The sequence below is a fragment of the Rhodococcus gannanensis genome (genome assembly GCF_042681175.1).
GTDB lineage: Bacteria > Actinomycetota > Actinomycetes > Mycobacteriales > Mycobacteriaceae > Rhodococcus_G > Rhodococcus_G gannanensis.
The window spans coordinates 446,242-464,028 of the sequence record NZ_JBHUFB010000010.1; the positions used below are offsets into that span (position 1 = coordinate 446,242).

Consider the following 17,787-nt stretch of genomic DNA (forward strand, 5'->3'; position numbering starts at 1 on the left):
GGACTCATCGTGGCCTACCCGACGTTGCGCCGCAGCCAGGTCACCTCGGCGCCTTCACCGCCGCTCCGGTACGGCTCGAGTTCCTCGTCCCAGGCGGAACCGAGTGCGAACTCGAGTTCGCGTGCGAGCGAGCCGGACCCACCGTGCTCCGCGAGCAGGGTGCGCAGTCGCATCTCACCGACGATGACGTCGCCGTTCGCGCTCATCGCGCCGTGCCACAGGCCGAGTCCCGGCGCATGTGCGAAGCGCTCACCGTCCACTCCCTCGCTGGCGTCCTCGGTCACCTCGAAGCGGAGCATCGGCCACGCCCGGAGCGCATTGACGAGGCGCGCCCCCGTGCCGATCGGACCCATCCAGTCCGTCGTGGCACGCAGCAGGCCCGACGAGGCGGGTTGGGAGGTCCACTTGAGGTTCGCCTGGGAGTCGAGTGTGGCCGCAAGGGCCCACTCGATGTGCGGGCACAGAGCCGCGGGCGACGAGTGCACGTGAAGCACACCGGTCGTCACGTCGGCGAACTGATCCAATTCGCGCACGGGGCACCTCCAGCGTCGACGAGGGTCGTCTTCCCCAACGGCCTCTGTCGTCGCAGCGGAGCAACGGCGCGATAACAGTGTGCCCCCTGTTACCGGTGGTGCGCCAGTTGAACGAGAGTTTCGTTGTGAGCGGGACGAATCAGCGAGGAGCGAATTCCGCGACGACGGCGTCACTCAGCGGTGGCCACGCGTCCTTCGCCCAGTCCCCGAATGCGCGATCGGCGAGGGCGACGCAGGACAGGTCACGGGTCGGATCGACCCAGAGGAACGTCCCCGCCTGCCCGAAGTGCCCGAAGGTCGACGGGGCGTTCGTGAGCCCCGTCCAGTGCGGCGACTTGCCGTCCCGGATCTCGAAGCCGAGCCCCCAGTCGTTGGGCCGCTGCACCCCGTAGCCGGGCAGTAGCCCTCGCAGACCGGGGTACTGCACCGTCGTCGCCTCGGCGACGGTGTGCGCGGAGAGCAACGTCGGCCGCAGCAACTCGGCGGCGAACCGCGTCAGGTCCGCGGTCGACGCGCGCGCACCGTGACCGGCCGGCCCGGACAGTTCGGCCCCGGTCATGCCGAGCGGCTCGAACACCGCCTCACGCAGGTAGTCGGGGAAGGCGATCCCGCTCTCCGACGCGACGAGTTCGGCGAGCACCTCGAACCCTGCGCTCGAGTAGATCCGCTTGGCGCCCGGTTCCGCCGCCACGGTGCGATCACCGAATGCGAGCCCCGAGGCGTGCGCGAGCAGGTGCCGGACCGTGGCGCCGGGTGGCCCCGCAGGCGTGTCGAGGTCGACGGCACCCTCCTCCACCGCTACGAGCACTCCGTAGGCGACGAGCAACTTGGTCACCGACGCCAGCTCGAACACGCGATCCTGGTCGCCTGCCGTCGCGAGGGCGCCGTCGGCGCCGATGACGGCCGCGGCGGCGTGGTCGACCGGCCAGGTGTCGAGTGCGTCGAGTGCGTGCATCCCGTCAGCGTACGAGGTCGCCGAATCCTGCTGCGGCGCACGCCGGACACGACGGCGCCGGGCCGCTCCTGGGAGCGACCCGGCGCCGGTGTGCCGTGTGCGATCTAGCGATCGGCGTCGGTGTACTTGATGACGCCGCGCAGGTTCTTGCCGTCCAGCATGTCCTGGTAGCCCTCGTTGATCTGCTCGAGGCTGTAGGTGTTGGAGATCATGTCCTGCAGGTTCAGCTGACCCGACTTGTACAGGTCGAGGAGCATCGGGATCTCGGTCTGCGGGTTGGCCCCACCGAAGACGTTGCCCTTGAGCGTCTTCTGCAGCATCGCGAAGAGGAAGAGATTCATCTTCACGTCCATGTCGGACATCTTGCCCATGGAGGTGACGACGCAGGTTCCGGCCTTGGCGGTCAGGGTCAGCGCGGGATCGATCATCGCGCCGTCCATCTCACCCATGGTGAGGATGACCTTGTCGCACATCTTGCCCCAGGTCAGTTCCATGACCGGGACGATGGCCTCTTCGAGGCTGGCGTAGGCGTGGGTCGCACCGAACTTGAGTGCCTGCTCGCGCTTGAACGCGACGGGGTCGATGGCGATGATGTTGCGCGCACCCGAGACGACCGCGCCCTGGAGAGCCGACATGCCGACGCCGCCGACGCCGACGATCGCGACGGTGTCGCCCGGGCTCACCTGCGCGACGCGGGTGGCCGAACCCCAGCCGGTGGTTGCACCGCAACCGACGAGGGCGGCGACGTCGAACGGGATGGCTTCGTCGATCTTCACCGCGGAGAACTCGTGCACGGTCATGTACGGCGAGAAGGTCCCGAGCAGCGACATCGGGATGACGTTCTGGCCGCGAGCCTGAACGCGGTACGAGCCGTCGGAGATGGACTGTCCGGTGAGCAGGCCCATGCCCAGATCGCAGAGGTTCGACTGACCCTTTCGGCACGGGTCGCAGGTGCCACAGGCCGGAATGAACGACAGGACGACGTGGTCGCCTTCCTTGAGACGCTTGACGTTCGGGCCGACCTTGGTGACGACGCCCGCGCCCTCGTGCCCGGCGAGCACCGGGAAGGACGGCATCGGGGTGGCGCCGGTGACGATGTGGTAGTCGGAGTGGCACATTCCGGCCGCCTCCATGCGGATCTGGACCTCGCCCTCACGAGGGTCACCGAGCTCGATCTCCTCGACCGAGAACGGCTCGTTCAGTCCCCACAGGAGCGCGCCTTTTGTCTTCATCTTGTTCCGGCCTTTCGTCCACAGCAGCTACAGGTGATCGAGGTGACGGCGATCACAAGGGCCCACCATAGCCGGAAAGTCCCCAATTTGGAACACGTTCTAGAAGAGTTTCGTAACAGGGTCTAACGTAGTTACGTTTTACCAGGTCATCGCGTTGCGATTGTCAGCCCCGCACGTCATGAAGGTGATGGACCGGGTCGTGGAGGAAGTACACGGCGAGGGTTCGGACGGTGAAAGCGGACCCGTCACTGCGCAATCCGCGCCGGCTCCGAGCCGAGTCCGGCACGGCCGCGAAGGCGGCCGCGATCGCCTCGGCCGCCGCGACCAGATCCGCCGCGACCGTCGTCGGGTCCTGGGCGCGGTAGTTCTCCGCGATCGCGGTCTCGTCCTGGTCCCAGTTCGCGAAGGTCGGGTCCGACTCGGACAACATCAGGTCGAGCCGCGTGCGGAAGATCCGGAACACGTCGCGCACGTGGGCGCCGTACTCCAGCGCGGACCAGGTCCGGTCGTCGGGCCGCGCCGCGACGTCGGGCCGGGCGAGCACCACGGGCCACCGCGCCGCGTTCGCCCGGACCCGATCGGGAATCCGCTCGAACTCGACCTCCGAGGGATCGAATCCGCATTCGGGGCACGGCTTTTCCACCACCCAGGTCCAGTTCTTCGAATCCGGGGTGATCGCCATGCCGCCACCCTAGCCGCGCGTTCACCCATCGTCCGGACAACCGTCGCATGGCGGCCACCCGACGCTCACCGGCGTCCGCGACGGTGGCCCGGCCAATGCCCAACGACAGGAGATCACCACCCATGTCCCTCGCCTCGCGCGTCGCGGCCCTCGGCGCCGCCGCGCTCGCCCTCACCGGTGTCACCGTGGGCACCGCCGCCGCTTCTCCGACCGCACCCTGCACCACGACCGGCGGCCTCACCACTCTCCTCGCCACCGGATCCGCCGGCGGGTCGACCGATTCCCCGTACCTGTGCGCACAGGAGGGCGATCTGCTCGACGTCCGGATCGGTGACGTCCGGACGACGCAGCCGTCCCTGGGGTACGACGAGGTGTACTACAAGCTCGGTCGCTACACACTGGGCAAGGACGAGATCAACAAGAAGTTCGAGGACTGGTGCGAGGCGAACGGCCAGGGCACCGCGATCGCCGCGAATCCGGAGGCGCGCCTGAGCGATCCGGCGTCCTTCACCTGCGAGGTCGCGGTGGGTCAGGAAACCCCCGAGACCATCGCGCCGATGAAGACCGTCGTGGTCGGCCCGGGCGGCCTGCTGTACCTGACCGACGGCCACCACACGTTGACCTCGTTCCAGGAGGTGGAGGGCCCCGACGTGCACGTGCGCCTGCGGGTGCTCGGCAACCTGTCGACCCTGAGCATCCCCGACTTCTGGGCGCAGATGCAGGCGAACCGATGGGTGTGGAACCACGACGTCAACGGCAACGAGGTCGCGTATGCCGCACTCCCCCAGGGTGTGGGGCTGGCGAACTTCGCCGACGATCCGTACCGGAGCCTCATGTACTTCGGCCGCGACATCGGCTACACCGCGGGCACCATCCCGTTCCAGGAGTTCTACTGGGGCGACTGGCTGCGCGGCGGCGGCGCGGGCGGTGTCGCCGGGTGGGACAACAACGACTCCGCGAGCTATCTCGCCGCCGTGGACCGGGTCACCCGGGCACAGACCGCGCTGCCCACCGACTCGGTGGTGACGGCCGGTTTCACCGCGTCACAACTCGGCGTGCTCGCGGCGTGGAACGACGGAAAGGCCGCGGACAAGGGTGAGTTCGCGAAGCTGTCCAAGCCGTACTCGGATGCCAAGCCGGGCAAGATCGGGTACGCGCTGGAGTACAAGGCGTCTCACGGCCTGTGACACGAGGGGAGGGGATGCTCGCGTTGCGCGCGCATCCCCTCCCTTCCGCGACTTGCCGTCGTTCAGCCCTGCCGCGCCTTCATGCGCGGGTTCTTCTTGTTGATCACGAACACCCGGCCACGGCGGCGCACCACCTGCGACCCCGGCTGCGCCTTCAGTGCCTTCAACGAGTTGCGAACCTTCACTTCATCTCCTTATCGATAACGGTTATCGTTCACGATACACCGCGAAGACAAGGACACCCGATGACAGCCCGCGCACACCTGCACTTCATCCAGACCGAGGCGACAGACGCATTCGACGCCGCGGTCGTCCGAGCCGGGATCGGCGCACCCACCCCTTTCGCCGATGCGATCGATCGCCTGGACCAGTTCCACGACGACACGTTGCTTCGATGCCCATCGGATGCGTGTCCACGCCACGTCCTCACCGATTTCACGACTGCCCGCCTGAGTTCCGACGACCCGATCGCACTTGCATCCGTCGTCACGACCCTCGACACCGAATCGACCTGGCACGCCCTGACCGGCCGGTCACCCGGAACCGCGTCCGCGGTCACGGTCGCCGCACAGATCGAGCACGCGACCACCGTGGTCCTCACCGAGTGGCGCGCCCTCGACACCGAATCGGTCACACTGCTCGTCGCTCTACTGGGCCATCTGAATCCGAGTGCCTCCCTTGTGCTGCTCGGCTCCGATTCGTCCATCGGAGTCGACGACGGCCGCCATCGGGACATCGCGTCGGCGGTGATGGCGAACGCCGGCTGGATGCACGTGTTGAGCGGAACCTTCACGCCCCGAACGGTTCACGACCGGGTGGCGACGTTCCGCTACGAGAATGTGCGCCCATTTCACCCGGGCAGGCTCGCGGAACTGTTCTCGGACGACTCCGACGGAGGCGGTCGCATCGTCCGGTCCGCCGGCTTCTTCACGATCTCCAGCCGGCCCGACGAGGTCGCGCTGTGGGACCAGTGCGGAACCGCGATGACGTTCTCACTCCTCCGACACGACCACTCCGACGGGGAGCCGCTCACCATCGGGCAGGACATCGCATTCACGGGCGTCGATCTCGACGTCGCTCGGCTCACCACCGAACTCGACGCCTGCGTCCTCGACGACGACGAGTTGCTCGCGGGCGCCGAATCGTGGACGCGATGGCCGGATCCACTTCCACGATGGGACGAGTGACGACCGGGCCCGGACACGAAGAAGGGGCGCCGACATCGTTGGCGGCGCCCCTACGGATCAGAGGGTGACGAACTCAGGCGTCGACGAGTTCCACGTCTCCGGACGGCGACGGCGCGGACTCGGCGGCCGGTCTGCGGCGCCGCTCGAGAATCCGGTCGACCGACAGGGCTCCCGAACCGATGAAGATGAGCACGAACATCGCCCAGCAGAAGAGGGCCGCGGACTCGCCGTCGTTCTGGATGGGGAGCGCGCCGTCGGCCTGGTGGCTCCAGAAGTATGCGTAGGCCATCGAACCCGACCCGAGGAACGCGGCCAGGCGGGTGCCGAACCCGACGACCAGGGCCGCACCGCAGACGACCTGGATGACGGCGCCCCACCAACCGGGCCAGGCGCCGAGCTCGGCCGTGTTGCCGCCGTACGGCTCGGCAGGCCAGGCCCACAGGCTCGTGGTGCCATGGCACAGGAAGAGGAATCCGATGACGATCCGGAACGTCGCGATCACGTAGTCGCTGCTGTTTGTCAGCCAGGTGCGCAGAGTTGTTGTCACTCGACGGAGTTAAGCATGCCTTACCTAAGCTGTGGGGTGTCAGCCTTGCGCCGCGATCGCAGCGGGAAACGGTGGGGCGGGCGGGGCTCGAACCCGCGACCAATGGATTATGAGTCCACGGCTCTAACCGACTGAGCTACCGCCCCGTCCGCCCGCGGATCCGGAAATCGATGCGGGCGCACGGGAATGCTACCGGCCATCGCCGTCGGCGCCGACACCGGCGGTCGGTCAGCTCAACGCCAGGAGCAGAAGGACGCCTGCGGCCACCACGGACAGCGCGATGAGCATCGCCAGGACGAACTGTGTGCGCGCGACGTGCTCATCGGCGTCGCGCGGTGCCAACAGGTGGGTACTCGCCGGAGTTCGCGAGTTCTGCCTCATTTCCATCGCCTTTCCTCGACAATGCGAGGGTTCCACCTTCGACGCGGCAGAAACAGGGCCGAAGGTCCCGACCTCGGTCACCGCGACGACAACGGGTCCCCGACCTGCGTACACAGGTCGGGGACCTGCGCGTCGGATCGCGGATTCAGGCTCGGGGGTGCTCGAGCATCGAGGAGCCGGCAGCATTCCCGACGCGTCCGGGACGGCGATGCCTCCAGAGCAATTCACGCGAGTGAACAGGTGACGTCCCAGATGTGTGAAGCGCGCTCGTCGGAGCCTGGCGAATCGGCGTCGCTGTCAGGCACTTACGTGGACCTGCTGAAGTCGACCCGGAAGCGCATCCGACCGCACACAGGCTGCTCGCCGCTGCGTGTACCGACCTGCTGGGCCGGACTCACCTGTCGGCAGTAGGTGTCACGCCCGAGGGATGTCCAATTCAGCGATGGCGCTGATCTCATCTGCAAACCGATCGCCGAAGCTGCCACCGCCGTGCCCGGCGTCGTCGACGACGACGAGAGTGCTCCCCTTCCACCGGCGATGCAGGCCCCAGGCGGTGTCGAGCGGGCCGGAGACGTCGTACCTGCCGTGAACGAGGACGGCGGGTACGTCGGCCAGCCTGTCCATCCGGTCGTGGATCTGGCCGTCGACGAGGAAGCAGTCGTTGCCCCAGTAGTGGGTGACCATTCGCGCGAACATCATTCGGAACGACGGGTCCTGATAGCTCGCGCGGGCCGTCCAGCCGGGCATCAGCGAGACGTGGACGTCTTCCCACTCGCACCACCGCCGAGCGGCCAGCTCACGTACCCCCTGATCCGTGTCGGCGAGCAGGCGCGCGTACGCGGCGGCGATGTTCCCCTCACGTTCGTTCTCGGGCACCGGTTCGATGAACCGCTCCCATTCACGCGGGAAGACGCGCCGCATGTCACGCGTGACCCACTCGACCTCCTTCCGGGTGCCGGCCGTGACGGCTCCCAGCGCCATTGCGAGCACCCGATCGGGGTGCGCCTGCGCGTAGGCCAGTCCGAGTGTCACTCCCCACGACAGTCCGGCCACAACCCACCTGTCGATCCCGAGATGTTCCCGGAGTCGATCGATGTCCGCGATCAGATGATCGGTCGTGTTCGCCGACAGGTCGGTCGTGGGGTCGTCCGCCCGCGGGTGGCTGCGACCGCACCCCCGCTGATCGAACAGCACCGCGCGGAACACCTGCGGGTCGAAGAATCTCCGCGCGCCCAGGGTGCAGCCCGAGCCGGGTCCGCCGTGCAGGTAGACGAGAGGAAGGCCGGTGGGCGTTCCGACGGTCTCCCAGTACAGGGAGTTCCCGTCGGTGACATCCAGATGACCGGATTCGTACGGTTCGACGGATGGGTGAAGGCCGGTCACGGCGCAAGTCTTGCAGGCCGGCAGTGCTCGCGTCGCTCGCCTCGCGTCCAGGTATCCACCTCCGGATCATCCGTTCGGTGGCCGAGCAAATAGCCAATCGGATGATGTGGACCCCTGGGCCCGATTCGTAGCGTCGAGGACATGAACAACATCGCGCCGATCTCTCGCCGTGCCGCTGTCGCCGCCTCGACCCTCGTGCTCGCCGCACTCGCGATCGCCCCGACCACCGCCGCTGCCGCCGTACTCGCAGCGCCGGCGTACGTCGGCTCATCCGACGTCGCGCAGACCCCCTCGGACGTACTCGCCTCGACCCCGTGGAAGACCACCAGCGCCCTCGACCAGGACGGCAACCGCGTCGCCCTCGACAACCCGGCCGTCTCGAACTTCGTTGGCTGGGCCTACTTCAAGGCAGACGGCACCTACACGATGTACAACCTCGACGACAGCCCCAAGCTGCACGGCGACTGGACCGTCACCCCCGACGGCTCCGAGCGCTGGATCAACGCGAAGAACGACGCCGGCCAGGTTCTCTTCGAGCGTGTCGTCCCGATCACCCAGCTCGACAAGAACGTCTTCACCTACCGCATCTTCCCGAACGCAGCCGACACGAGCGTCTACTACGACATCGTGCACACCAAGACCAACCACGTCGAGCCCGGCACCGACGGCCGCGGCCCCGGCGCGAACGGCAGCCTGTACGGCAACGGCAGCGCCGACTATCACTTCAACAACGGCAACAGCCACTGACCCGAACAGACGTGTACGAGCGAGACCGTCCCGGCGTGCCGGGCCGAGCCCGCAAGGGCTCGTAAGCTACGACGAAACGCCTCCACTCCGACACAGGAGTGGAGGCGTTCGTGGTCGGATTGCGAGCGCGAACGCTCCGGCAGCCCGACCTTGATTGGGGCCGTTGGTGGTGGCACGCCGCACGGTGAACATGTCGACCACTTGAACAAGCGAGCCGCGACTCAGGAGACCTTCATGTTGCCGATGTCGCCGACGTGTGCCGTCGGCTCGCGGCCGCTGCGACGAAGTGTGGGATCGGTTGTGACAACAGTGCGTAGTCGTCCCTGAAACGAAAAAAGGCCTTTCACCTGCATTGCTACAGGTGAAAGGCCTTTCGAAGCTCCCCCGGCTGGACTCGAACCAGCAACCGTCCGATTAACAGTCGGAAGCTCTGCCAATTGAGCTACAGGGGATTATCTTCGGCAGCTCTCGCTTGCGCTTGGCTGCGGAACAGACTTTAACCCATAGACCCACCCCGGTACCAAATCGCCTGCCAGTGGGCTCGTCAGGCAGACTGTGGGAGGCCGTTCGACAGGAGGGAAAGCAGTACATGTTGCGCTTGCTGATCGGGATCGCGGCGGGGTACGTGCTCGGCACGAAAGCCGGGCGCGCTCGCTACGAACAGATCACCCGGACCACGAAGGCGATCGTGGAGAGCCCCGCCACGAAGAAGGCCATCGACGTCGGCCGCCGCAAGCTCGCGGACAGCCTGGATCCGACACCCAAGCTCGAACCCCTCAAGCCGATCGACGAGAACACCCAGCTCTACGTCCCCCGCGACCGCCTGTAGGCGCGGGCCGGGCCTCAGTACTCCTCGGTGTTGTCGCCGACGGCCTGTTCCAGGAGGCTGCGGCGGTACTGCTCGAGCGCGACGAGATCGCCGAACAGCGACATGTACTCATCCGGCTGGTCGGCCTGTGACATGCGCTGCAGGCGCGACTTGAGGTCGGCGACCTGCTGACCGACCCACACCTCCTGCAACCGGGCGAGGACCTTCGGGATGTAGGCGGGGACGTCCGCGGCTCGGATCGGCTCGACCGCGAGCTCCGTGACGAGCGACTGCAGCGGGTCGGACAGTTTCGCGACCGCGTCCATCCACTCGGCGCCGCCGAGTCCCGCGGCGGTCCCACCGGCATCGGCCATAGCCTGCCGCACGAGCGCGTACGCGGGATGGGTGAACGTCTCCGGCGGCAACGAGTCGAACACCGAGCCGGCGACCTCCGGGTACTGCAGTCCCGCCTTCAGCGCGTCCCGCTGCGGCCACAGTGCCGGGTCCCGCGGGTTCGGGCGGGGTGGGCCTGCCGGAGCGGACGGGGCCTGCGGCTCCTCGCGAAACCTGCTCGGCTGCTGTGTCTTCCCGCCACGCGGTCCGCCGCGGCGCGCCTCGTCACGCACGCGCCGCACGACGGAGTTGATGTCGTCCCAGCCGACCCAGCCGGCGAGTTGCCGCGCGTAGTCCTCCCGCAGGGCAGTGTCCTTGATCCGGGCGACCACCGGGACGGTGCGGCGCAACGCGTCGACCCGACCCTCCGCGGTTTCCAGATCGTGTTCGGACAGCACCGATTTGACGACGAAGCGGAACAGCGGCACCCGACGCGCGACGAGGTCGCGGACGGCGGCGTCGCCGGACTCCTGACGCAGCTCGCACGGGTCCATGCCGTCCGGGGCGATGGCGACGTACGTCTGGCCCGCCATCTTCTGGTCGCCCTCGAACGCCTTCATCGCCGCCGCCTGCCCGGCCGCGTCCCCGTCGAAGGTGTAGATCACCTCGCCGCGGAAGTAGCTGTCGTCCATGAGCAGGCGCCGCAGCAACGCCAGATGGTCGTCACCGAACGCGGTACCGCAGGCCGCGACGGCGGTGGTGACACCGGCCAGGTGCATCGCCATCACGTCGGTGTAGCCCTCGACGACGACTGCCTGGTGACCCTTCGCGATGTCACGTTTGGCCAGGTCGAGTCCGAACAGCACCTGGGACTTCTTGTACAACATGGTTTCCGGGGTGTTGATGTACTTGCCCGGCATGGTGTCGTCGTCGAACAGTTTGCGTGCACCGAACCCGATGACGTCTCCGCCGAGGTTGCGGATGGGCCACACCAGGCGGCGGCGGAACCGGTCGATCGGTGTGCCGCGTTTGCCGGGCGTCGCGAGGCCGGCGTCGATGATCTCCTTCGCCTCGAAACCCTGCGTCATCAGGTGCTTGGTCAGGGTGTCCCAGCCGTCGGGGGCGTAGCCGCAGCCGAACGTCAGCGCGGCCTGGCCGTCGAAGTTGCGTTCGGTGAGGTAGTCGCGGGCGGTCTGCGCGTCCGACTCCCGTAGCCGGGCCGCGTAGAACTTCTGCGCCGCGGCGTTCGCGGCGACGAGCCGCGCGCGGGTGCCGCGGTCGCGCTGGACGGACGTCCCGCCGCCCTCGTAGGAGATCGTGTAGTTCAGCCGGTCGGCGAGTTGTTCGACCGCCTCGACGAAGGAGATGTGCTCGATCTTCTGCAGGAACGAGTACACGTCTCCACCCTCTCCGCAGCCGAAGCAGTGGAAGGTGCCGTGGTTGGGGCGGGCGTGGAACGACGGCGACTTCTCGTCGTGGAACGGGCACAGGCCCTTCATCGAGTCGCCGCCGCTGTTCTTGAGCGCGACGTACTCGCCGACGATGTCCTCGATACGAGTGCGCTCCCGAATGGCCGCGATGTCACGTTCAGGAATTCGGCCGGCCACGTCGACAGTGTAGGTGCTGCGCGCGGCGGCGACCCCGGCGCATCGCCGCCGATCCGCCGACATGGCGGCGTCTACGATTCCGCCATGTCGTCCACATCACGCCGCCGGCTGCGCCGCGCCGCCATCGGTGTCGCCGTTCTGGTCCCCATCGGCGCCCTCGCGTTCTTCGCGCTGGCACCCGGCATCGTCGAGCGGGCGCAGAACAAGGTGGTGGACACCGACCTGCCGGAGGTCACCCCCGAGGCGCGGGCGTTGCACGAGAGCCTGCTGATCGCGGACATGCACTCCGACACGCTGATGTGGAACCGCGATCTGCTCGTTCGATCCGCCCGCGGCCACATGGACCTGCCGCGCCTGCAGGACGGAAACGTCGCGCTCCAGGTGTTCTCGTCGGTGTCGAAGTCGCCGAAGGGCCAGAACTACGACGCCAACACCGCCGACTCCGACAACATCGCTCTTCTCACGTTCGCGCAGCTGCAGCCGCCGCGCACGTGGGGGTCGCTGCTGCAGCGGTCGCTGTACCACGCGGAGAAGCTGGAGAAGGCGGCCGCGGACTCCGACGGCACACTGCGGGTCATTCGCACCCGAGGCGACCTCGACACCCTGCTCGCGGACCGCGAGGCCGGGAAGGACGTGACGGGCGCACTGTTCTCCGTCGAGGGGTTGCAGAACCTCGAGGGCAACATCGAGAACTTCGACGCACTGTACGACGCGGGCATGCGGATGGCCGGGTTCGCGCACTTCTTCGACAACGAGGCCGTCGGGTCGATGCACGGTGTCGAGCAGGGCGGGCTGACCGAGCTCGGCCGGGCGGCGTTCGCGGAGATGGAGCGGCGTGGCGTCATCGTCGACATCGCGCATGCGAGCCACACCGCGATCGCGGAGATGTTGGCGCTGGCGACCAAGCCGGTCGTCGCGAGCCACGGCGGCGTGCAGGCCACCTGCAACGTGAACCGCAACCTCACCGACGACGAGATCCGCGGCGTCGCGGCGACCGGCGGCGTCGTCGGGATCGGGTACTGGGACGCGGCGGTGTGCGAGCTGACCCCGGCCGCGGTGGTCGACGCGATCGAGCACGTCATCGCGGTCGGCGGCCTGCAGACCGCGGCGCTCGGCAGCGACTACGACGGCGCCACCACCGTCGCCTGGGACACCAGCGAGATCGCCGTGATCACGCAGGAGCTGCGCAACCGGGGCCGCAGCGACGACGAAATCCGGGCGATCATGGGCGGCAACACCTTCCGCGTCATGGCGCAGGTCCTGCCCGACTAGCACGTCTACCCCCAGGACGCCTGCGCGCCGAGACTCTGCTTGTCGATTCGCTCGAGGCGGCTCTCGGTGTAGGAGGCGATCTGGTCGACGATCACCCGTGTGCGGGCGGCGTCGTCGACGGCCCGCTCCCAGGACGGCAACAGGATCGGGTCGAGGCAGCTCGGCGCCGTGTGCGCCAGCCATTCCGCGACACGGTGGATCCGGTCCCGCTGCCGGTCCTGTTTCGCGCGGTGCCCGGCGTCCGACATCACATAGCGCAGGGCAACGGTCTTGAGCAGGGCCACCTCCGCCGCGACGACCGGCGGGATCTCCAGGTCCGCGGCATAGCGGGTGAGCGGGCCGTCGCCTGCGGCCTCCCGGGTCGCGGACACCGCGGCCGTCGCGAACCGGCCCACGAGCTCGCTGGTGAGGTTCTTCAGCGCAACCGACGAGGCCAACGTGCCGTCGTAGCTGCCGACCGCGACGACCACCGGTAGCCGCGACAGCCGGAAGGCGGCCTCGACGAGGTCGTCGACGACCAGTCCCCGGAACTCGGCGGCCCCCATCGCGGCGAGTGCCGCCCGTTCGGCCGGGTCGGCGAGGGCACGCAGGTCGATGCGACCGGCGATGACGCCGTCCTCGACGTCGTGCACCGAGTACGCGACGTCGTCCGACCAGTCCATGACCTGGGCCTCCAGGCAGCGGCGTCGCTCCGGCGCGCCGTCGCGCACCCACGCGAGGATGTCCGCGTCGTCGTCGTACGCACCGAACTTCGCGCCCGGCGACGGCCGCGTCCACGGGTACTTGATCGCGGCGTCGAGCGCGGCCCGGGTCAGGTTCAGGCCCACGCTGCATCCGTCGTGGCCGAGGACCTTCGGTTCGAGGCTGGTGAGGATGCGCAGGTTCTGCGCGTTGCCCTCGAAACCTCCACAGTCGGCGGCGACCTCGTCGAGCGCCTTCTCCCCGTTGTGTCCGTACGGGGGATGTCCGATGTCGTGGGCGAGGCCGGCGAGGTCGACGAGATCGGGGTCGCAGCCGAGTCCCTCGGCGATGCCCCGTCCGATCTGTGCGACCTCGATCGAATGTGTCAGGCGGGTGCGGGGCGTGTCGCCGTCGCGGGGTCCGACGACCTGGGTCTTGTCTGCGAGCCGGCGCAGTGCCGCGCTGTGCTGCACGCGGGCCCGGTCCCGGGAGAAGTCGCTGCGCGGTGCGGTCGCTCCGGGCAGTCCGGCGCTCTTCGCCCCCTCGGGGATGCGCCGTTCGAGGTCGTGCTCGGTGTATGCCGGCACCGTCACTGACCCGCGTCGTAGGGGAAGTCCGCCGAGAAGTGCGTCAACTGATACCAGAGCAATGCACCTGTCTCCCTTGCGATTCCGTGGAACTGCGATTCCCTGGTGAACACCGCCGGCCCCTGCCGGGTCGGGGCCGTCCACGCGTCGAGCCCGGCGTCACGCGCCATCGTGCGGGTCCGCAGCGAATGCCACGGGTCGCTGACCAGGACCGCCGAACTCATGCCGGCCTCCCCCATCACCCGGTTGACGCCCTCGATGCTGCGCAGCGTGTCGGAACCCTCCTCGACCGCGATGATCCGGTCCTCCGGCACTCCGCGCGAGATCAGGTAGTTCTTCCCGGACGCCGCCTCCGTGTACAGGTCGCCGTCCTGCTTGCCGCCGACCGTGACGACCGTCGGGGCCACCCCCTTCTCGAACAGCTTCGCCGCCTGTTCGAGCCGGGCCTCGAACACCGACGACGGGGTACCGGCGTACTGCGCTGCTCCGAGCACGACGATGGCATCGGCAGCCCGCGTGTCGTCGATCCTGGCAACCTGCCACACGCGGACCGCGGTGCCGCCGACCAGCAGCAGCACGATCAGGATCACCCCGACGACGACACGCCGAGTCCAGCGGGCGAGGGTGCCCGCGAAGCCGAGCCTGTCGTCGCGCCCCGGGGGCGCAGCTGCGTAACTCACTCCCCAAGTCTGCCAGCCTCGATCACTTGCACCGGCCAGCGGCGCACCGCCGAGGGCAAGCGCCACCGCGGCGGCACCCGATAGATTCGTCGCCATGCCATCCGGGGTCCAGTCATCCACACGACCGCTCGTCACCGGTCGTCCACGCCGACTACGCGGTTCCGTCCGCGCCGCACTCGCGGCCGCGATCGCCGCGATCGCGCTGCTCTGCCTCCCGGCCACCGCCGCGGCGGAGGCACCGAGCAGGTTGCCGGGGCAGATCACCGACACGGCGGGGGTGCTCGACGACGACGCGCGCGCCGACGTCCAGGACGCGGTGGACACCCTCTTCGACGAGCACCACGTGCAACTGTGGGTCGTCTACGTCGACTCGTTCGACGGGATGGACGCCGACACGTGGGCGGCGCGGACCGAGCAGTTGAGCGGTCTCGGCAGCGAGACCGCTCTGCTGTCCGTCGCGACCGGTGACCGCGAGTACAGATTCACCGTGCCCGTCGGCATCGGCGATGTCACCGACTCCGACATCGCCGACATCGAGAGCGACGCCATCGTGCCGGCGCTGCGGGACGAGGACTGGGCCGGAGCCGCCGTGGCCGCGGCCGGAGGACTGTCGGACGCGCTGTCCCCGAGCGGTTCCGGGTCGGGCGTCACCTACCTCGTGATCGGCGGCGTCGTCGTGGTGCTCGTCGGCGGAGCCGTCCTGTACACGCGGCGGCGCAAGAAGAACACGGGCGGTGCCGCCGTCCCCGCCGACATCGACTGGACGGACCCCACCGCAGTGGCGACGGTCCCCGTCGCCGCCCTGGACGCTCGGGCACGGGAGGTGCTCGTCGACACCGACAACGCGATCCGCACGAGCGAGGAGGAGCTGAACCTGGCCCGCGGCGAGTTCGGCGACGCGACGACCGCGCCCTTCACCGCCGCGTTCGACGCGGCGAAGGCGGCACTCGCGTCCGCGTTCACGATCCGGCAGCGCCTCGACGACGACATCCCCGAGACCCCGGAGCAGCGGCGGGACATGCTGGTCGAGTTGATCGCCACCTGTTCCCGCGCCGACCGGGAATTGGACGAGCGCGTCGCCGAGTTCGACGGCATGCGCGATCTGCTGATCGACGCCCCTACCCGGCTTGACGCACTCACGCAGCGGATGGTGGAGATGACGGTGCGGGTGCCTGCGTCGGATTCCGTTCTGGCGCAGTTGCGCACCGAGTTCCCCCCGTCCGCATTGGCGTCGGTCGAGGGCAACATCACGCTGGCCCGCGAGCAGCTGGCGTTCGCGGACGAGAACGTCACCGCAGGCCGCGTCGCGATCGCTCGGGCGGCAGGCAAGCAGGGGCCGGCCGTCGTCGCGATCCGCGCGGCCGAAGCCGCACTGGACCAGGTGCGTGATCTCCTCGACGGCATCGACCATGCCGCCGACAACATCCGGGCCGCGACGGCGACCCTGCCCGCGGCCATCGACGACGCCCGCAAGGACGTCGCCTCGGCCGACGCGCTGACCGCACATGGCGGCGCGGAACTCGCGACGGCGCGGACGGCCGCGCAGGATGCGATCGCGCGGGCCGAGGCACTGCGTGACAGCGACCCACTCGGAGCGCTCACCGAGATCGCCAAGGCGGACGCGGTGCTCGACGAGATGCTCGCGACGGCGACCGAGGCGAAGGTGCAGGCGGAGCGGACCGCGCAGCGTCTGACCCAGGACATCACCGCCGCGCAGGCCCAGATCACCGCGGCGTCCGACTTCATCGCGACCCGCCGCGGTGCGGTCGGAGCCGAGGCCCGCACCCGACTGTCGGAGGCGCAGCGGCACCTCGACGCGGCCCGTCAGCTCAGCCAGTCCGATCCCGCGCAGGCGCTGCAGCACTCCCGTGCGGCGGGCGAGCTGAGCGGTCGCGCACTGTACGTCGCGCAGGCCGACGTGCAGCAGTGGGAGGCGAGCCGTCGTCCGCAGCAGTCGTCGGGCGGGAACACCGGTGCGATCCTCGGCGGCATCCTCATCGATTCGATGATCCGCGGCAGCATGAGCGGCGGTGGTCGCGGTTACCGAGGCGGTGGCGGCCACAGCGGTGGCCGCAGCCCGGGCTCGTTCGGCGGCTCCGGCAGTTCGGGCCGCATCAGTCGCGGCGGACGCTTCTGATGCGAGGCCGTCGCGGCGATCGGCCGGTCGCGGTCACGCCGTCGGCGAGCACGCCACTGCGATGAGCACTGCGCTGGCGGAGCCCGGGTTCGCGCTGGTGGCATTGTGCGCGGCGATGGCCCTCGCGGCCGCGCTGGTGTACCGGGTCGCCGGGCTGGACCGGGCGCTGTCGGTGCCGTCCGCTGCCCTGCGGGGCGCCGCGCAGCTCGCCGTGGTGTCCCTGATCCTCGCGGCTGCCCTGCGACATCTGTGGTCGGCGATCGCCGTCCTCGTGGTCATGTTCGTGGCCGCGTCGGTCACCGCGGCGCGGCGGTCGAGGTCCGGCCGATCCGGACTGTGGCTGACGGCAGCGCTGGCCGTCGGGATCACCGCGGTGCTCACGCCGATGCTGGCGAGTGGAGTGGTCCCACTGGAGGGGGTCGCGCTGATTCCGATCGGCGGCATCGTCCTCGGCAACACGATGACGGCCACGTCCCTGGCCGCGAAACGGGCCCTCGACGCCGTCGACCAGCGCCGGGGCGAGGTGGAGGCGGCGCTGAGTCTCGGCCTGGAGGAACGGGATTCACGAATGCTCGTCGTCCACGACACCGCCTCGGACGCACTGCTCCCGGGACTGGACCAGACCCGTACCGTCGGCCTGGTCACCCTCCCGGGTGCATTCGTCGGCGTGCTGCTGGCCAGCGGCTCCGCGGTCCAGGCCGGGGCCGTGCAGATCCTCGTCCTCGTCGGCCTCCTGCTCGCACAGACGTGCAGCGTCGCGACGACGATGGAACTCGTCGCCCGAGGCCTGGTCAGGCGCTGACGCACCTGTGCGCGTTTTTGGTAGCTCCCGCTACCAGAAACGCGCA

Annotated in this window: 18 protein-coding genes and 2 tRNA genes; 7 read left to right on the forward strand and 13 right to left on the reverse strand. The window is 68.9% G+C overall.

Annotated elements, in window-relative coordinates:
• Positions 1-14: 14 nt before the first annotated feature.
• The 4 genes from ACFSJG_RS13070 to ACFSJG_RS13085 form a co-directional block, all read right to left on the reverse strand.
• Positions 15-533 (reverse strand): DUF3145 domain-containing protein, encoded by a 519-nt coding sequence (locus ACFSJG_RS13070; protein ID WP_378485642.1) that lies wholly within the window; start codon positions 531-533, stop codon positions 15-17.
• A 139-nt stretch (positions 534-672) separates the two neighbouring features.
• The gene (locus ACFSJG_RS13075; RefSeq protein ID WP_378485643.1) at positions 673-1,488 is read right to left on the reverse strand and encodes a serine hydrolase domain-containing protein; all 816 of its coding nucleotides are present in this window, start codon (positions 1,486-1,488) and stop codon (positions 673-675) included.
• 104 nt (positions 1,489-1,592) lie between these two features.
• Positions 1,593-2,720 carry an NDMA-dependent alcohol dehydrogenase gene (locus ACFSJG_RS13080; RefSeq protein WP_378485644.1) on the reverse strand — a complete coding sequence of 376 codons (1,128 nt, stop codon included), beginning with the start codon at positions 2,718-2,720 and terminating at the stop codon, positions 1,593-1,595.
• A gap of 163 nt (positions 2,721-2,883) precedes the next feature.
• On the reverse strand, positions 2,884-3,402 hold the full coding sequence (locus ACFSJG_RS13085) for a DinB family protein (RefSeq protein WP_378485645.1): 519 nt from the start codon (positions 3,400-3,402) through the stop codon (positions 2,884-2,886).
• 122 nt (positions 3,403-3,524) lie between these two features.
• Here ACFSJG_RS13085 and ACFSJG_RS13090 point away from each other — a divergent pair, with 122 nt between their 5' ends.
• On the forward strand, positions 3,525-4,589 hold the full coding sequence (locus ACFSJG_RS13090; RefSeq protein ID WP_378485646.1) for a ParB-like protein: 1,065 nt from the start codon (positions 3,525-3,527) through the stop codon (positions 4,587-4,589).
• A 62-nt stretch (positions 4,590-4,651) separates the two neighbouring features.
• Here ACFSJG_RS13090 and ykgO read toward each other — a convergent pair whose 3' ends face one another.
• On the reverse strand, positions 4,652-4,774 hold the full coding sequence (gene ykgO, locus ACFSJG_RS13095) for a type B 50S ribosomal protein L36 (protein WP_378485647.1): 123 nt from the start codon (positions 4,772-4,774) through the stop codon (positions 4,652-4,654).
• Positions 4,775-4,834: 60 nt separating this feature from the next.
• Between ykgO and ACFSJG_RS13100 the strand changes: the two genes are divergently transcribed.
• Complete coding sequence (locus ACFSJG_RS13100; protein WP_378485648.1) at positions 4,835-5,776, forward strand: GTP-binding protein; 942 nt, start codon at positions 4,835-4,837, stop codon at positions 5,774-5,776.
• A 73-nt stretch (positions 5,777-5,849) separates the two neighbouring features.
• Here the strand turns inward: ACFSJG_RS13100 and ACFSJG_RS13105 are convergent, their stop codons facing one another.
• The 4 genes from ACFSJG_RS13105 to pip all read right to left on the reverse strand — a co-directional run bounded on the left by ACFSJG_RS13105 (position 5,850) and on the right by pip (position 8,087).
• Complete coding sequence (locus ACFSJG_RS13105) at positions 5,850-6,311, reverse strand: DoxX family protein (protein WP_378485973.1); 462 nt, start codon at positions 6,309-6,311, stop codon at positions 5,850-5,852.
• An 84-nt stretch (positions 6,312-6,395) separates the two neighbouring features.
• A tRNA-Ile gene (locus ACFSJG_RS13110) sits at positions 6,396-6,469 on the reverse strand.
• An 82-nt stretch (positions 6,470-6,551) separates the two neighbouring features.
• Entirely contained in the window at positions 6,552-6,704 is a 153-nt protein-coding gene (locus ACFSJG_RS13115) for a hypothetical protein (RefSeq protein ID WP_378485649.1), read from the reverse strand.
• Between the two features lie 414 nt (positions 6,705-7,118).
• On the reverse strand, positions 7,119-8,087 hold the full coding sequence (gene pip / locus ACFSJG_RS13120) for a prolyl aminopeptidase (protein ID WP_378485650.1): 969 nt from the start codon (positions 8,085-8,087) through the stop codon (positions 7,119-7,121).
• Between the two features lie 141 nt (positions 8,088-8,228).
• Here pip and ACFSJG_RS13125 point away from each other — a divergent pair, with 141 nt between their 5' ends.
• On the forward strand, positions 8,229-8,834 hold the full coding sequence (locus ACFSJG_RS13125) for a DUF4822 domain-containing protein (protein ID WP_378485651.1): 606 nt from the start codon (positions 8,229-8,231) through the stop codon (positions 8,832-8,834).
• A gap of 379 nt (positions 8,835-9,213) precedes the next feature.
• On the opposite strand, the gene ACFSJG_RS13130 is transcribed toward ACFSJG_RS13125, so the two are convergent.
• Positions 9,214-9,286: transfer RNA gene (locus ACFSJG_RS13130), tRNA-Asn, on the reverse strand.
• A gap of 137 nt (positions 9,287-9,423) precedes the next feature.
• On the opposite strand from ACFSJG_RS13130, the gene ACFSJG_RS13135 reads away from it, so the two are divergent.
• Entirely contained in the window at positions 9,424-9,663 is a 240-nt protein-coding gene (locus ACFSJG_RS13135; protein ID WP_378485652.1) for a hypothetical protein, read from the forward strand.
• A 14-nt stretch (positions 9,664-9,677) separates the two neighbouring features.
• Here ACFSJG_RS13135 and dnaG read toward each other — a convergent pair whose 3' ends face one another.
• A complete protein-coding gene (gene dnaG / locus ACFSJG_RS13140) occupies positions 9,678-11,582 on the reverse strand; it encodes a DNA primase (RefSeq protein WP_378485653.1) in 1,905 nt (634 codons plus the stop codon).
• 84 nt (positions 11,583-11,666) lie between these two features.
• On the opposite strand from dnaG, the gene ACFSJG_RS13145 reads away from it, so the two are divergent.
• A complete protein-coding gene (locus tag ACFSJG_RS13145; RefSeq protein ID WP_378485654.1) occupies positions 11,667-12,854 on the forward strand; it encodes a dipeptidase in 1,188 nt (395 codons plus the stop codon).
• A gap of 5 nt (positions 12,855-12,859) precedes the next feature.
• On the opposite strand, the gene ACFSJG_RS13150 is transcribed toward ACFSJG_RS13145, so the two are convergent.
• Complete coding sequence (locus tag ACFSJG_RS13150; protein WP_378485655.1) at positions 12,860-14,128, reverse strand: deoxyguanosinetriphosphate triphosphohydrolase; 1,269 nt, start codon at positions 14,126-14,128, stop codon at positions 12,860-12,862.
• Positions 14,125-14,802: a YdcF family protein gene (locus ACFSJG_RS13155; protein WP_378485656.1), complete on the reverse strand. Its 678-nt coding sequence runs from the start codon at positions 14,800-14,802 to the stop codon at positions 14,125-14,127. The genes ACFSJG_RS13150 and ACFSJG_RS13155 overlap by 4 nt, the downstream gene beginning before the upstream one ends.
• A 94-nt stretch (positions 14,803-14,896) precedes the next feature.
• Between ACFSJG_RS13155 and ACFSJG_RS13160 the strand changes: the two genes are divergently transcribed.
• The gene (locus ACFSJG_RS13160) at positions 14,897-16,939 is read left to right on the forward strand and encodes a TPM domain-containing protein (RefSeq protein WP_378485657.1); all 2,043 of its coding nucleotides are present in this window, start codon (positions 14,897-14,899) and stop codon (positions 16,937-16,939) included.
• Positions 16,940-17,000: 61 nt separating this feature from the next.
• On the forward strand, positions 17,001-17,741 hold the full coding sequence (locus tag ACFSJG_RS13165; RefSeq protein ID WP_378485658.1) for an ABC transporter permease: 741 nt from the start codon (positions 17,001-17,003) through the stop codon (positions 17,739-17,741).
• The last annotated feature ends 46 nt before the right edge of the window (positions 17,742-17,787 follow it).